Origin of the sequence: Bariatricus sp. SGI.154, from assembly GCF_050313795.1 — a bacterium.
In the GTDB taxonomy this organism is placed as follows: domain Bacteria; phylum Bacillota; class Clostridia; order Lachnospirales; family Lachnospiraceae; genus CAMBRQ01.
Map to the genome: position 1 here is coordinate 15153 of NZ_JBNPMC010000039.1, position 15991 is coordinate 31143.

Consider the following 15991-nt stretch of genomic DNA (forward strand, 5'->3'; position numbering starts at 1 on the left):
TAGATGATACACCTGCATGTGGGGTTTTGCCTTTCACTTTCACCCAAATGCAGGTGGTATTTTAATAAGTTATTTTTGATTTTCCAACTCTTCAATACGCTTTAAGGCTTCCTGAAGCGCATGGGTTTTCTGTTCTAATTCGGAACTCATTTGACTTAACTCGAAAACTTTCTCAGCAAGGGTACTCTTCTGCTGATTTATCTCAGAATCTTTCTTTTCAATCTCAACTTTCTGCCGATCAATCTCATTCTGCATCTCATCAATCATATAACGCACTGTATTACGATCCATCTCGTATAATTCCTTTGAAAACATCTCCATCACCTTCTCGATATTCTGACAGATCTCGTAAATCTGCTCATACATGGCTCGGAAGGCCGGATATTTCTCGATCAATGCAATCACATCCTCCGGATGGTCGCTGCTCAAGAACATCAGCCATGCATCCAGCCGTGTTTCTATGCCTTTATTGTGATTGTTTTTCTGATAGATGTCAAGCGAAACGAAGACGAATTTCTGTAGAAGATCCAGTTTCAATCCTGTATCAGATGTCTGCTGGAAATTATGTATATAATTGTGTGGAAATGCCCTGAATTCACTTGGACTCTTCTCAAACAATACAATTGTATAGACACTTTTGATCTGACGGTAAGAGAAGGTATCTTTGGTTGCTTTGCTTCTTACCATCTTATACTGTCGAAGCAGCAGATCTGCCGAATAGCAGGCGCTTCGTTCTCCTGGGAATGCATATCCAATCTTCTGAATCTCAACATTCGCAATGCTACCGTCTTCCAGCTGCACAACAATATCCATCAAAAGCAGCGAAGATTCGTCCGCAATACGGCTGTTATCGTTAGGAAGCACCTTAAGAATCTTTACCTTCATGCCAAGCAGCAGGGATATGAGTTCCTCCAGCCGTTCCGGATAGATCTCCGGATCCAGCAGCGCTTTTGCACAAAAATCATAAAGCATCTTCACTCCTCGCACGCCGGTACAAAAATCCAGAAATTCCTCCCGGGAAGATTCATCCCAACCTTCAAAAATCTCTTTCAGTTTCTCACTTGCATATATCTCAGCCAGCACTTCATTCCGGCTCTTTATCATTGGGAAATACACTTGTAACTTGCTCGTCATACACAGTCTCTCCTATCTCATTTTATAAATCATAATGGATACATGTTTCCAGGCGAAAGCCGGGATACCTTACGGTTTAGATTCATCAGAAAATCAGAACGTCTTTTCTAAGATTAAATACAGACTATCAAATGCATGAAATAAATACAAGTTTTTTCGTTCGACATTTTTCTACAATTAGTGCCCATCAAAAAAAGGAACTATCATTCCTGACAGTTCCCCCTTTTCATTTCAACCAACCTCAATGATTCTGTAATTAATTTTTACAAATTCAGATTCCTAATCTATTCGAAATCCATTATATCTTCTTTATTCTTATTCCATGGACCTTTCCGATAAAACATAAGAGACATCATCATACCAATGCTCCATCCAATCGGCCATGCACACCATATACCGATGGATCCGAACTGTCCCGACAAAATAATTGCAAGCACGACCCTGAGTATCAGATCCGTAAAAGTCGCAACCATAAACTGCTTCATAAGGCCTGCGCCACGAAGGATACCATCCGCCACAAGTTTCACCGACACAACAAAATAGAACGGTGTCAAGATGTGCAAGAACTGAACGCCTGTCACCAGTGCCGTCTCAGATGGCTCATTCATAAAGAAATTAACAAGCACGCCACTTGCAAGCATATACAATGCTACAATCGGTATACACAACGTCCATACAATCTTAATCCCCGCTTTGAAGCCTTCTTTAATCCGAGGCATAATCTGGGCACCTATATTCTGGGCAGTATAATTGGAAATTCCATTCGCAAGCGTCGTGAAAGACGTAATAACCAGATTATTCAGTTTCACTGACGCGGCATAACCTGCGATGACACCTGCACCAAAGTTGTTGATAACACCTTGAATAATAATATTTCCAATGGAAATAAAACTCTGTTGTAAAATGCTTGGAATAGCGATCACTGCAATCTTTTTAAATAATCTAAAAGAAAACACGGCTGCCTTTTCCTTTGTCTGAATCTTTGCAAGACGTCTGAGCACTACTATAATCGCTAATATACAACTGATGCCCTGGCAAATGAATGTTGCCCAGGCAACACCTGCAACCCCCATCTGAAATGAAACCACAAACCAGATATCAACCAGAATATTAGAAGTGGAGGAAACTGCAAGGAATATAAATGGTGTCCTTGAATCTCCAAGAGCGGAGAAAATCCCTGTTGCAATATTATAAAAGAACAAAAACGGAAGTCCCCAGATATAAATGTCCAGATAAAGTTTCGAATCCGAGAAGATTTCCCCAGGTGTATGTATCAATTCCAGCAATCCGCTGCAGCCTACGATTCCGATCAGCATCAATACCGCACATAAAACTGCGCTTGAAATCAATGCTGTATAAACCGCTGTCTTCATATTCTTATATTGCTTTGCACCAAAAAGCTGCGATACAATAACGGAACATCCAATATTAGACCCAAAAGCAAAGGCAATAAAAATCAGCGTAATCTCATAACTGTTGCCTACTGCTGCCAGTGCATTCTCTCCTACAAATTTCCCTGCCACAAGACTATCCGCAATATTGTACAACTGTTGAAATACAATACTCCCAAATAATGGCAGGCAGAATTTCCATAAGACTGTTTCCGGCTTTCCCACCGTCAGATCTTTATTCATCGTTTTCTACCCCCAGAACTTTAACATTTGCTTTTTTGACCAACGTATATTATACTTTCTGTATGGAAATATGTAAAATATATCATTTATATATTTATCATGTATTTTTGATATATCAAAGGGTGATAAACATGAACATCAATTATGAATACTATCGCATTTTTTATTATGTAGCAAAATATAAGAATCTGACTCGGGCAGCTGAGGTTCTCTGCAATAACCAGCCCAATATTACACGGACCATCAAACTGATGGAACATGAATTCGGCTGTAATCTTATCGTGCGTTCCAATCGCGGGATATCCTTGACGCCAGAGGGCGAACAATTATACTCCCATTTAAAAATTGCCGTCCATCAGATCCAACTTGCTGAAAACGAGATATTAAAAACATCCGAGTTACAAAATGGAGTTGTTACAATCGGCGCCAGTGAGACAGGTCTGCGCATGCTACTGCTTCCGGTACTAAGCCATTTTAAAAAAGCCTACCCCGGTATCCGAGTCCGTATTATCAATCATCTGACCACCCAGGCACTGATTTCTGCCAGAGATGGAGTCGTGGATTTCTCCGTTGTAGCTGCTCCGGCAGATATTGCCAAGCCGCTGTTGTCAGAATCTCTTCTTACTTTCACGGATATTCCGATTGCCGGAGCCAGTTTTTCACATCTGAAAAATACGCCTCTGTCATTAATAGAACTTTCGAAATATCCATTGATTTGCCTTGGGGAAGATACGATGACCTATCGTTTTTATGAGAAATTTTATCAACGCCACAAACTCCTGATGGAGCCAGAGTTTGTAGCGGCAACCACTGACCAGATTCTTCCAATGATAAAAAATAATCTCGGCTTTGGTTTTATTCCTGAAATATATGCTGTCGAGGCGTTAAAATCGGAATCCGTTTTCAAGATTCCATTAACCACGCCTATTCCCAGCCGAGAAATCTATTTCATACAGAATGAGAATCATCCTTTAAGCGCTGCCGCCAGAGAACTGAAAAAACTATTGTTAGAATACGCGCAATCCATAATGCGATAGGGAGAAGATCACATCAAATTTATCAGACAATTTGGAATAATCTTCCAAACGTCATAATACCCTTTTCTTCCACTGATACTTCTTCATATCTACATGTCCGTCTATAAATTCCACGCCTTCTTCTTCCAACAACTTTACCTGCCGGTTCCCCTCTGCATCTCCGGAACCTGCCACTGGCAGCTTCCTCCGAATGCTTTGGCAACCTACAGGACCTGCCACTGGCAGTTCCTTCCGGATGCCTTGGCAACCTACAAGCCCTTCTACTGGCAGTTCCTTCCGGATACTTTCGCAACTTTCAAAAGCACGGGATACCCGTCCATCTTTCGTCACCACACGATGACATGGGATATCGCTTCCATCCGGAACCGCGTGTAATGCATATCCAACTACCCTGGACCAGCGGCGATTCCCGGCAAGTTCGGCAATCTGTCCATAGGACGCTACCTTTCCTTCCGGAATCTGCCGGATCACATTATATATCTTTTCAAAAGTATTCATCTCTTCCACGCCTCTATCTCCTCCAGCCTTGCCTTTACTGCTTTTTCCTCTCCCTGAGTCGTAGGCCTATAATACTTCCTATCCTTCAAAGACTCCGGCATACACTGCATATGTGTTAGTTTTTCCTCCGTATCATGAGCATATTCATAACCTTTGCCATAATTCAGTTCCTTCATAAGATTCGTAGGTGCATTGCGAAGCTGCAGTGGAACTGGCTCTGCCCGCAGATTCTTCACGTCCTTCTTGCATACTTCACACGCCACATAGAGCGCATTGGATTTCGGTGCCATAGAAAGATAGGTCACCGCATGAGTCAGATGCACATCACACTCCGGCATCCCCAGGAAATGACATGCCTGATAAGCCGCAACCGCTACTTGCAGCGCATGACTGTCCGCCATCCCGATATCCTCACTGGCAAACCGAACAAGCCGTCTTGCAATATACAAAGGATTCTCTCCGCCCTCTAACATCCTGCACATCCAGTAAATCGCCGCATCCGGATCGCTGTTACGCATGGACTTATGCAGCGCTGATATCAGATTATAGTGTTCCTCCCCATTCTTATCATAAAGCAAAGATTTCCTGCTAATGCACTGTTCCAGTCCTTCATCTGTGACCACAATGCCCTCCGCACTAATCTCCCCGTTAAGTACCGCCATCTCTAACGTATTAAGCGCCGTTCTCGCATCCCCATTGGCAAATGCAGCCACAGCCTTCAACTGTTGCTCCGTCATCTGTACATTCTGATCACCGAACCCTGCCGGACTCTTTAACGCATGCTCCAGCACCTTCATCAGATCCCGCTCATCCAAGGCTTTCAGCACAAAAACACGGCATCTGGACAAAAGCGCCGCATTTACCTCAAAAGACGGATTCTCTGTCGTAGCGCCTATCAGAATAATGCTTCCCTTCTCTACAAACGGAAGAAACGCATCCTGCTGCGCCTTGTTAAACCTATGAATCTCATCCACAAACAGAACCGTACGAATCCCCATCCTACGGCTATCTTCCGCCTGTTTCATCACTTCTTTAATCTCTTTAATTCCACTGGTCACGGCACTGAAATTAATGAAATCCGCCTTCGTCTTACTGGCAATAATACTAGCAAGCGTTGTCTTCCCAACTCCAGGCGGCCCCCAGAATATCATAGAAGATATCTGGTCTTTTTCGATCAACTGCCGGAGCATCTTCCCTTTTCCCAGCAAATGTTCCTGACCTGCAAACTCTTCAAGCGTCGTTGGGCGCAACCTGCTTGCCAAAGGCACCGTCTGCCTCCTGTCATCAAACAATGTCATCTGTTCCATATCAATCCCTCTTTCAAGAACGTATGTTCTTCTTTATTATACTCTCCTCCTTTATACTTTACAAGGAGATTTTTGCCTCATCCCAAGGCTTAAGTCTACCGCTAGATATGCGATGCCCCCAGATCTCTGCCATATATCTTCGCAGCATGTAAAAACATTTGACAGCATCACTTCTATCTCCTATAATGGTATCAGTTACAATATAAATATTAAGGGAGCTCTTAGAAGGGCTGAGAGGAAACTAGCGCGTTTCGACCTTGTACCTGATTTGGATAATGCCAACGTAGGGAAATATTTCACATATTTGTTTAGAACATACAAATACACGGGATATACCGCTTCGGCAGTATCTCCCGTTTTTTGTTGCCGAAACCTCCGGAGGGAACTGCCGGTGGCAAGTTCTGTAAGTGATTACTCATATTTCCAGCCGGTATATTGCCACTGTTATCCTTTATAAAGTCTCACAAATATGAACGCATCAACAGCCGGCTTACATCACACAAATATCCCAGGTACACGACAATCTTAAGAATGGAGAGGATATATCATGGAGTACACAACTCAGATGAATGCTGCCCGCAAGGGTATCATCACCCCACAGATGGAGGCAGTTGCTTCCTATGAAAACATGAATGTTGAAGAATTAAGAAAATTAGTTGCGGAGGGCAAGATTGCCATTCCTGCTAACAAGAACCACACCTGTCTAAAGCCTTACGGAATCGGCAGTATGTTAAAAACCAAGATCAATGTTAATCTCGGCACCTCCCGGGACTGCCTGGATCTGGATGTGGAACTTGCGAAAGTGATGGAAGCCGTTAACATGGGCGCAGAATCCATCATGGACTTAAGCTCTTTTGGCGATACCAAGGTATTTCGCCGGAAACTTACTCAAGAATGTCCGGCGATTATCGGAACCGTGCCAATCTACGATGCTGTCGTATATTATAACAAAGCATTAAAATCCATCACCTCCGATGAATGGATTGATATCGTAAGAATGCACGCGGAAGACGGCGTTGACTTTATGACCATCCACTGCGGAATCAACCGTGATACTGCCGCACGTTTCAAAAAATCCAAACGCCACACGAATATCGTATCCCGCGGCGGCTCTATCATTTTCGCATGGATGGAATTAACCGGACAGGAGAATCCATTCTATGAACGTTACGATGAGATTCTGGAAATCTGCCAGCAGTATGATGTTACTTTAAGCCTTGGCGATGCATGCAGACCTGGAAGTATCGCTGACGCCGGCGACATCCCTCAGATAGAGGAACTTGTGACATTGGGCGAATTGACTACAAGAGCCTGGGAGAAAGACGTTCAGGTTATGATCGAAGGGCCCGGACATATGCCTTTGAACCAGATTCAGGCGAATATGGAGATTCAGAAAACCATCTGCAAAGGTGCGCCTTTCTATGTACTTGGACCATTGGTTACAGATGTTGCTCCTGGATATGACCACATTACCGCTGCTATCGGCGGAGCAATCGCCGCTACATATGGAGCTGCTTTCCTCTGCTATGTTACACCGGCAGAACATTTACGCCTTCCTACGCTGGAAGATGTAAAAGAAGGCATTATTGCATCCCGCATCGCTGCCCATGCCGCAGATGTTGCCAAAGGACTTCCGGGCGCCGCTGACTGGGACTTTGAGATGAGCGAGGCAAGACGTAACCTTGACTGGGAGAAGCAGTTTGATCTGGCAATCGATAGTGAGAAAGCCAGACGGTATCGCAAAGAATCTACACCGGAACGGGAAGATACGTGTACGATGTGCGGGAAAATGTGCGCAGTACGAAATATTAATAAAATACTTCGCGGAGAAGATGTAGATATTATGGAATAAAAGGAATTTTAATCATAATTTTTGAGGACTCTTGGGGCTTTCTTGGGTATGCAATTTTGAGCCAAAGCACGCTCCTTCCCACGCACTCTTGCCAGAATCCTCCCAATGGAGAAAACCTTGAGATTATGGAATTGTCAGGCGAAGGAGAAGAATCGGTGTGGCTCGGAGGCCGTCAAGTGAGTTCTAGAAGCCGTTAGCGTAAAAATACCAGCAGATTGGCATGAGGCTTTGACTACACGTCAAAGGCGAAAAAGTACCCGAACTGCGAAATCATCAAGATTTCGGAGTGAGTGTACTCGGTTGCCAATCTGCTGGTATTTTTACGGTTACGGATTCTTAACGAAACGCCCCGGTCTCAGAACCACACTGATTCTCCTCCTTCACCGTACACACCCAACAATCTATTTTTCTACAACAAATTCCTACCTTAATCCTTCTTCACGACTTTACTTACAATCAAACACAACACAATCGTTATCACCATATCCGGCAGTGTATTTCCCACCACCATATCAATATTCATCAGCACCCGGTACACAACAAATCCGACTACCCATACCACCATATTTGGTACATTAACCACGCTCCTGCTGTTATCCCTCTTTAGAATAAAGAAGTCTGCAATCTGAATCGCGATCATCGGTGCAAATACAGAACCAATCAGATACAGGAAATCCGTAATATTATCCATCGGATACACAATCGCAGCCACCGTTCCGATCACTGTTACTACAATTGCCACATGCTTTCCATTTAACTTAGCGACAATGGATTCACTGGAAATTCCAGCTGAATAAGCATCCAGGAATGTCGTTGTAACCGTTGAAAATATGATAATCAGTAATCCAACGATGCCAAGTCCTGCTTTCACCATAATCTGGGCAATGTCATATTCTCCGGTATAAATCGCAGCACCCATACCTATCACGTACATCCAGCAGCTGACTACGCCATATACTATCGCACTTACAGCCGTTGCCTTTATCGGCTCTTTGGCTTCTCTTGTATAATCACTGATTAACGGAAGCCAAGATAATGGCATTGCTACAGATAACTCTACTGCCGCACCGAATGTCATGCTGTCATCTGCCGCCATTCCCACGGCTCCGCTGTCAAAGAAAATCACCTTGCACAGAATCAATGTCAGTATAAATAATGCAGTCATGGCGACAACATTAACCTTACCAAGATTCGTAATGCCAATCAGAATCCAAAGTACAATTAATGCACCGATTACCAGGCACCATACCCATTTTCCCGTGCTTAAAACACCATCTGCTGCCAGTGCTCCATCATAGATCATAATGGCCGTCCATCCCACAAGCTGTAGTACATTCAACACAGAGAACAGGAGGCTTCCCTTCTGCCCGAAACTCATCTTGACCGTCTCCATCGCACTTCTTCTTGCCATTCCGCCGATGACCCCGGCAAGGAAAAGCATCAGACAGCCTATGATATGTCCGATAATAATGGTGGCTAAACCTTTGCCAAATCCTAACGGTGCCAGATATGTACCGGTCAGAATCTCAGCAATAGAGACTCCTGCACCGAACCATATCATTCCATTTTCAAATATCGAGGTACGTTTCTCTTCCATAATTACTGTACCTCCCCAGCCGTTTTCACATATTCACCAGCCATCTTCACATATTCGCCAGTCATGTCGAATCCATGATTCATCGGACCGCTGCCGTGTCCCAGATCCAGCATTGCTCCAAGCGCTCCTGAGATGTACGCTTTCGCACGCTCCACAGAAGTATCCAGGTCGAAGCCCTTTGCCAGATTGGATGCAATTGCACTGGACAGGGTACATCCAGTTCCGTGTGTATTCGGATTATCAATACGTTTGCCATAGAACCATTTGTAACCTCCATCACGGTACAACAGGTCATTAGCGTCATTCAACTGATGTCCGCCTTTTAGGAGAACCGCACAGTGGTAAGTCTCGCTGATGACTTTTGCCGCTGCAATCATATCCTCCTCTGACTTAATCAGCATATCGGAAAGCACTTCTGCTTCTGGGATATTCGGAGTCAGTACACATGCCATTGGAAGAAGATATTCCTTTAATGTCTCAATTGCATCATCACTGATTAATTTTGAACCGCTGGTTGCCACCATAACCGGGTCGACCACAATATTTTTTGCATCGTATTCTTTTAATTTCTCAGCAATCGTCGTAATCAGTGGACTTACTGATACCATGCCGATCTTGACTGCATCCGGATAGATATCTGTAAATATATTGTCAATCTGGTCTTCTAAAAATTCCGGAGTTACCTCCATAATCCCTGTTACACCGGTAGTATTCTGTGCGGTTAAGGCCGTGATCGCACTCATGGCATATACGCCATTGCTGATCATTGTCTTAATATCTGCCTGGATACCGGCGCCTCCGCTGGAATCACTGCCAGCGATTGTTAATGCTGTTCTCATATTCATTCTCCTTTTCTTATGCATTAATTTTCTATAGCGACAAAAGGTGGTGCCCCCAATCTGCCGCTGGATAAAGCATCTGGTACACAGTATTATTTTATTCGGTATCATCTTTATTTAAAATAACAGTACACTGAACCTATAGGTCCAGATGCGTATTCCCGATTTGTTTCCAGAAATCCTGTAACTTCGTCATATTCAATAGATAGACATCTGCCAGGCCTCTGATTGCATCCTGATCCGCCTCACTGAAACGATCATAGACTCCAACTGTCCGAAACCCTGCATCTGCTGCTGTACGGATTGCATGCAAAGCGTCCTCGAATACATAGGTCTCTTCCGGGATTGTTCCTAATTCTTCTGCTGCCCTATGATAGATAATGGGTTTACTCTTTCCCGCTCCAACCTCTGAACAAGTATAAATCTTTCGGAAATATTTTAAAATGTTATGCCTTTCAAAAGCCGCCCTGATATACATTTTCTCACTGGATGTCGCTACCACCATTGGAATTCCCTTATCCGCCAACTGACCCAGGAATTCTGCCGCACCATTCTTCAGCGGCGCTTCATTTACATAGAAGTCTTTAACTACCCTAAGCACATCCTCTGCAATCCGCTCACAGTCCTGGTGCAGAAAATACCGTTTCTTCAGATATTCTGCCCCTTCTTTCACGCTCATTGGAAATAGGATTTTCCCAAGTTCTGGTTCCGGCGTAATTCCCATCTGAACCAGATATCGCGATGCCGCGTCATCCCATATCTGCGTAGAATCCAGAAGTGTTCCATCCACATCAAAGATTGCCCCTTTTATCATGCCTTCACCATCTTTGCGGTTAGTTCTTTCAATTCCGAAGCCGCCGCTTCAATATCCGGCTGTGCAAAGATCGCACTGATTACCGCAATTCCACTCATGCCATTTCCAGCAAGCTGCGATACATTCTCCTTACTGATTCCGCCTATGGCAACCACCGGAATGCTGACGGCCTCACAGATCTCTTTTAATGTCTCATGGCTGATTCCTTTCGCATCTGCTTTGGAACTCGTATGGAACACGGCTCCCACACCAAGGTAATCTGCCCCTCTTTGTTCCGCAAGCAATGCCTGTTCTACCGTCTTGGCAGTAACTCCGATAATCTTATCCGGTCCGAGTCGTTTACGCACATCCCCGGCTTCCATATCACTTTGACCGACATGCACGCCATCCGCATCTGCTGCAATCGCAATATCAACATTATCATTGATTACGAATGGGACTCCATATTCTCTACATAACGCCTTAATCTCCTTCGCTTCTTCCAGGAAGTGTTCCTCATCCAATTCCTTCTCTCTTAACTGGATAAAGGTTACACCGCCGTCCAAAGCCTTCTTAACCTGGCTGTACAGCGTCTCGCCATTCAACCAGGATCTGTCTGTGACTGCATAGAGCAGCATATCTTCCTTCTTACATCTCATAGTAAACTCCTAACTTTTCACCCCGTCACTCAATTAGGGACAGGGCAAATTCAATTGGGGACACCCTTATTTTAATTGGGGACGGGGGAAATCTAAAAAACCCCCGTCCCCAAAAACGGATATGCCATGTACAGCATATCCGTTATCTTACACACGTTATATCCCTACGTTGGCATTATCCAAATCAGGTTCATGGGTAAGGGCGGTATCAGCCCACTCTCAGCCTAATCCTTACAGGCTCCCCTTTTGTTGTCATATTTATTATACTACGAAAACATGATTTTGCAATCTTCTTTTCATCTCTTCGGCAACCCTCGCCCGTAACCGACAGAAATATCCAGGATCTGTCGGATAACTTTCGAATGTAAACTCACATCTCTCTCCTTCCATCACCAACGCTACTGTCCTCTCTCTTCCAATCATCTCCTCCAGTCTCATCAGCGCAAGATAATCATAGATTCCTTCCCTCTGCACTTCCGCCCGAATTGATGACCACGGCTTTCCATCCATTCCCGGATAGACGAGAAATGTATCGCCCGACGGGAATGCATACCCCGCATGTGTATTCAAAAAAGGATCTATATGTTCCACGGAATACTGCGAATTATAAAAATTATACCCCCAGTGCAAGAATCCCTTAATACGATAGAGATACATCAGCACTCCCATAATCCGGTTTCTGGCACTTGGCATGGCAAAGAACCGATTTGGCACTTCTTTGTACTGCGCGCAGCAATAATATACCCAGAGATCAGGAACCCCATGCTCCACAAATGGCTGTATCCGATTATTGGCTGGAATCGGATGCTTGATCAATCCCTGTTCATAAAAGGAATAATCACTAAGCGCATCCACAATCTGCCATCCGTCCAACAGATCCGCCACTCTCTCTGTCGCCTTTCGATAACTTTCAAGATGCTCTTGCTCCGGTTCATCTGATATATGGAAATACACATGCTCTCTGTCATACCCCAAGCCTGCCAGTTCCCTCTGCAAAGCCGGAAGGAAATCCTCCAGGAATCTACGGTACTCTTCACTGTCCGCTGCCACATGCCATCCAAAGAACTGCTTTTCTTCCCCCGCTTCCTTTCCATAGATATTCGGTGTTGCCTTTGCTCCCCACTGCGTAAAAAGATGCGGAATTTCTATGTGGCCGATTCCTGCCCTCCTACAGATAGCACACCATCGCGTAAGCCTTTCGAATCCGAAGAAATATCTTCCGTCCTGCCTCGTGATATCTACCAACTGCACGGTCGTACGTTTTCCTCCTACGTCTGTATCCAGCGGCGGCGTAAATACGGGCGTTAACAGCATGTTAATCCCCAGTTCTTTTCCTGCAAGCATAATCTGATGCTCCAGGATCTCCCAATGCTTTTCACTGAACACTTCTACATGATAGTAGTCAGCCAGGCAATCAGCATGAAACCATTCCGTATGTATCAATGTCTGCACCGGAAGCCTCTCACCTGTTACCTCTATCCTGAAAAATAATGTTTCCACTATTTTTTCCTTTTCTTCCAAGTCTTCTATCAGAATCTCAATCAGATATTCCCCTGCCGGGATCTGTCCCGTATCCGGGAAGTCAATCCATAGTGAACGATACTGCCCTCCAATAGGCGTGATTACATTGTTCCTGCGCGGCTTTAACAAGTCTGGGAACAGTCCTGGCTCTGACGTAAGATAATTGTCATCCGTAACCTCATAACATGGAAATGTTGATGGCACCAACTCCACATCCCTGACCCGCGCACAGAATACACCACCTTCTATTCGATAAGCAAAATGCTTTTGCAAGGACATGCCCTGATGCCCATGCTCTTTCTTATATACAAGTTGCACTGCCGGCACCTCACCCTGAAAAATATTGATCTTAAACATTTCCCCCGCTGCTGCGGGTCTCCAGGTAGCGAATACCTTCGCCAGACTATCCGTTAGATAGAATTCAAATCCCTCCATGATTCCTCACCCCACATATTTTCCTATTCATTGAATTGCAGAATACCTCCCGTATCATAGATCGCACCTCCACGCAGCAGGTATGATTTGAGCGCTGACTGAAGTTTTGTCTTCTCGGGAAGATCACTAACCTTAAGTTTGCTGCCATTAGCCCCGAAGATTCTATCCATTCCGGACGGCATCTCAGACAAAACCGGGAATTTTTCAAAACGTCTCATAAACTGGCAGATATTACCTGATTCCGGCGCAAATTCACTTAAGTTTACATCCATCAGCCAACTGATACACACCCCTACATTACCAGGATATCCATGCTCAGCAAAGAACTGCTTTGCCTGTCCAAATGAGGCTTTCACTTCCTCTGCCCTAAGAGGACCGGTAGCCGGAATATGAATATTAATCACAGGCAATCCCGGTGCCAACAGCAATTCATAAGCCTTCATACAGATACTCACCGGTTCTTCTATCAAAACTCCATTCGTGGTATCCGACATATTCCCCCATAACATCCCGTTCTCAATCCGAAGTGTGGTCGTGTATCCATCTTCACATCTTTTCCCATTCGTTCCCTGGAGTCTTCCATCTTTACGCACAGACAGCCCCGCCTCTGCAATCACCTTCCATTCTCCGGTACTCCGGTTACGATAAATATAATAAGGCTCGCGAAAAAGGCATCTTTCATACTGCAGTCTTCCCAATTGAAGAACCCTTCCTGTCATTACTTTAAGATTCCATTCCGTCTCCCCGATGCCTTCACGCCCCGTCTTCTTTCTATAATCCTCTACCCAGAGTTTGGTGTCCTTCAGTGTAGCCTCTATAATCTCTTCCCGAATCCCCCGGTTTCTCATCTTCTTTACTGTCTCCGGCACAATATACATTAACACGGCCGCCAGCACAAAATCTATATCCACTCCCAAAAAAAGATTGGCATATGTCTTCAGACATTCGCATTCCTTCACTGCCGTTTCCATATCCTCGCAATAAAATACCAGCCTCTCAATCTCTGCCAGTTCACTTCTTGCAGTCCTGTCTTTCAGCATTTTCCAGAGCGCTTCGCTTGATTTATCACAAAACGATTGATCGAATTCCAGATAGTACTGGCATAATTCATAATTCTCAGTCATACTCACACCTCATAATATATTTATGTCTAAAACAATTATTTCACATCTCATCTCTTATATGATGGCAAAAACTTCATCTGATATATCTCATCCCACTGCCTGATACGTTCCGGATCGGGCTGGTAGACAGACACCGATCTTCCCTGCAATATTCCAGATGCCTCCTTAAAGTTTTCAAAACATCCTGCGCCTATTCCTGCAAGCATCGCCGCCCCCGCTGCTGAAGCCTCCGGAATATTGGGAACCTGGATCGGGATACCCAGAATATCCGCTTTATTTGCCATCCAGTAATGGCTGCGCGCACCACCTCCCAACACCGTAAGCACAGATTGACTGATTCCATCTTTCAAACATTCTTCCAATATCATACGCACCTTTAGATTCAGCCCCTGGATAATGCTGCTCATCAACAATAACTGCGCTGATCTTCCGGTTACTCCTTTAAGCCTGCATATATAAGACGCTGCATAAGACCTAAGATACTCAATATCATCTGCTTCCGGCAAGAAAAGAGATTCTAAAGGCAAAATGGGAGATAGGATCAGATCGTTAAGCCCTTCGATCATTAACTCCCACTCTCTATCATCTATCCTGTAATAAGCAGTCGATAAAACGTCATTCCTAAGCCATTCCAGCCATAAAGCCCCCTGGCATTCCAGCGTATGTGAAAACAATCCCGGATAGATGTGAAGGTCCCAGAATTCAGTCACGCCTGCATATGATCCGGGAATACCGGACCGTTTAGAGATACATGATAACATCTCATAACTTCCGATTACTTCCAATATATGATTCTCTAACTCCATGCCCCCTGCTAATACCGCGCACAGATAATCCTGCCCACCACTTACTACAGTCACATCGCCTGATATACCAACGGCTCTTCTTGCCCTGGAATCCATCTTCTCTATTGCTTTCCCACTCTCCACCAACGGAAGGAATATACTTTCAGCAAGATATCGCGAGGGCAGGAACTCCCTCCACCAGTTCTTCTTCTGAATATCCAACATAGAAAGAGACCCTGCCGAATTATAAGAAATACTCATGATGCCACACAGCCGATATATGATATAGTCGCTTATCGGCAGGATATAGGCAATTTCAGCCATCCTCTCCTCCTGTCCCGCATATGCACGCATCATCTGAAGCCGGAGGTTGTCATAGTTACTTTGATATCCGGTATGCAGACAAACGGATTCCCGGTGCATCTCATTTCCCCCATCGTTTCTTATCGGAAAAAAGACTTGTTCTTTTCTTTCATTCAATAGAATCGCTCTGCATCCCATCGCAGCAACTGATACGGCAAGCGCTTCTGCTAACGGGTATGCCATCCGTACTTTCGCCACCGTCTTCTGTAAGATTTTAAGTACCAACTGCCATAGGCGTTCTCCATCCAATTCTCTTTTGTCAACCGTAAATGCAACAGCCGACTCCATTCTCTCTACAGCCAGGACATGCCCCAATGTAGATAATGCCACACATTTTGTATTCGTATTTCCTATATCTATCCCCAATAAATATTCATATCCCGGGCACATCCTGGCTCCTCCTATCTATCCTT

Annotated in this window: 13 protein-coding genes and 2 riboswitches; of the genes, 2 read left to right on the plus strand and 11 right to left on the minus strand. The window is 44.6% G+C overall.

All coding sequences use genetic code 11. From position 1 onward, the window contains the following. Window positions 1–69: 69 nt before the first annotated feature. Window positions 70–1134, minus strand: a complete 1065-nt coding sequence (locus ACQRBN_RS14440; protein WP_427739719.1) for a PD-(D/E)XK nuclease family transposase — start codon at window positions 1132–1134, stop codon at window positions 70–72. Window positions 1135–1418: 284 nt separating this feature from the next. Next, window positions 1419–2768 (minus strand): MATE family efflux transporter, encoded by a 1350-nt coding sequence (locus tag ACQRBN_RS14445; protein WP_427739720.1) that lies wholly within the window; start codon window positions 2766–2768, stop codon window positions 1419–1421. 131 nt (window positions 2769–2899) lie between these two features. Between ACQRBN_RS14445 and ACQRBN_RS14450 the strand changes: the two genes are divergently transcribed. Further along, window positions 2900–3805, plus strand: a complete 906-nt coding sequence (locus ACQRBN_RS14450; protein WP_427739721.1) for a LysR family transcriptional regulator — start codon at window positions 2900–2902, stop codon at window positions 3803–3805. Between the two features lie 51 nt (window positions 3806–3856). On the opposite strand, the gene ACQRBN_RS14455 is transcribed toward ACQRBN_RS14450, so the two are convergent. Beyond that, the gene (locus ACQRBN_RS14455; protein WP_427739733.1) at window positions 3857–4303 is read right to left on the minus strand and encodes an MGMT family protein; all 447 of its coding nucleotides are present in this window, start codon (window positions 4301–4303) and stop codon (window positions 3857–3859) included. Next, on the minus strand, window positions 4300–5610 hold the full coding sequence (locus ACQRBN_RS14460) for a replication-associated recombination protein A (RefSeq protein WP_427739722.1): 1311 nt from the start codon (window positions 5608–5610) through the stop codon (window positions 4300–4302). Before ACQRBN_RS14460 ends, ACQRBN_RS14455 begins: the two co-directional genes overlap by 4 nt. A 201-nt stretch (window positions 5611–5811) precedes the next feature. Continuing rightward, window positions 5812–5917, plus strand: a riboswitch (TPP riboswitch). A gap of 240 nt (window positions 5918–6157) precedes the next feature. On the opposite strand from ACQRBN_RS14460, the gene thiC reads away from it, so the two are divergent. Then, on the plus strand, window positions 6158–7462 hold the full coding sequence (thiC, locus tag ACQRBN_RS14465; protein WP_427739723.1) for a phosphomethylpyrimidine synthase ThiC: 1305 nt from the start codon (window positions 6158–6160) through the stop codon (window positions 7460–7462). A 427-nt stretch (window positions 7463–7889) separates the two neighbouring features. Here thiC and cytX read toward each other — a convergent pair whose 3' ends face one another. The 7 genes from cytX to ACQRBN_RS14500 all read right to left on the minus strand — a co-directional run bounded on the left by cytX (window position 7890) and on the right by ACQRBN_RS14500 (window position 15968). Beyond that, window positions 7890–9059 carry a putative hydroxymethylpyrimidine transporter CytX gene (gene cytX / locus ACQRBN_RS14470; protein ID WP_427739724.1) on the minus strand — a complete coding sequence of 390 codons (1170 nt, stop codon included), beginning with the start codon at window positions 9057–9059 and terminating at the stop codon, window positions 7890–7892. Between the two features lie 2 nt (window positions 9060–9061). Continuing rightward, window positions 9062–9898 carry a bifunctional hydroxymethylpyrimidine kinase/phosphomethylpyrimidine kinase gene (thiD, locus tag ACQRBN_RS14475; RefSeq protein WP_427739725.1) on the minus strand — a complete coding sequence of 279 codons (837 nt, stop codon included), beginning with the start codon at window positions 9896–9898 and terminating at the stop codon, window positions 9062–9064. A gap of 139 nt (window positions 9899–10037) precedes the next feature. Continuing rightward, window positions 10038–10712 carry an HAD family hydrolase gene (locus tag ACQRBN_RS14480; protein WP_427739726.1) on the minus strand — a complete coding sequence of 225 codons (675 nt, stop codon included), beginning with the start codon at window positions 10710–10712 and terminating at the stop codon, window positions 10038–10040. Then, a complete protein-coding gene (thiE, locus tag ACQRBN_RS14485; protein ID WP_427739728.1) occupies window positions 10709–11350 on the minus strand; it encodes a thiamine phosphate synthase in 642 nt (213 codons plus the stop codon). The genes ACQRBN_RS14480 and thiE overlap by 4 nt, the downstream gene beginning before the upstream one ends. A gap of 144 nt (window positions 11351–11494) precedes the next feature. Continuing rightward, a riboswitch (TPP riboswitch) is annotated at window positions 11495–11605 on the minus strand. A 6-nt stretch (window positions 11606–11611) separates the two neighbouring features. Further along, a complete protein-coding gene (locus tag ACQRBN_RS14490) occupies window positions 11612–13306 on the minus strand; it encodes a DUF4091 domain-containing protein (protein WP_427739729.1) in 1695 nt (564 codons plus the stop codon). Window positions 13307–13329: 23 nt separating this feature from the next. Then, window positions 13330–14430, minus strand: coding sequence for an acyltransferase domain-containing protein (locus ACQRBN_RS14495; RefSeq protein WP_427739730.1), 1101 nt, complete (start codon window positions 14428–14430; stop codon window positions 13330–13332). Window positions 14431–14477: 47 nt separating this feature from the next. Further along, window positions 14478–15968, minus strand: a complete 1491-nt coding sequence (locus ACQRBN_RS14500) for an FGGY family carbohydrate kinase (protein WP_427739731.1) — start codon at window positions 15966–15968, stop codon at window positions 14478–14480. Window positions 15969–15991 lie beyond the last annotated feature (23 nt).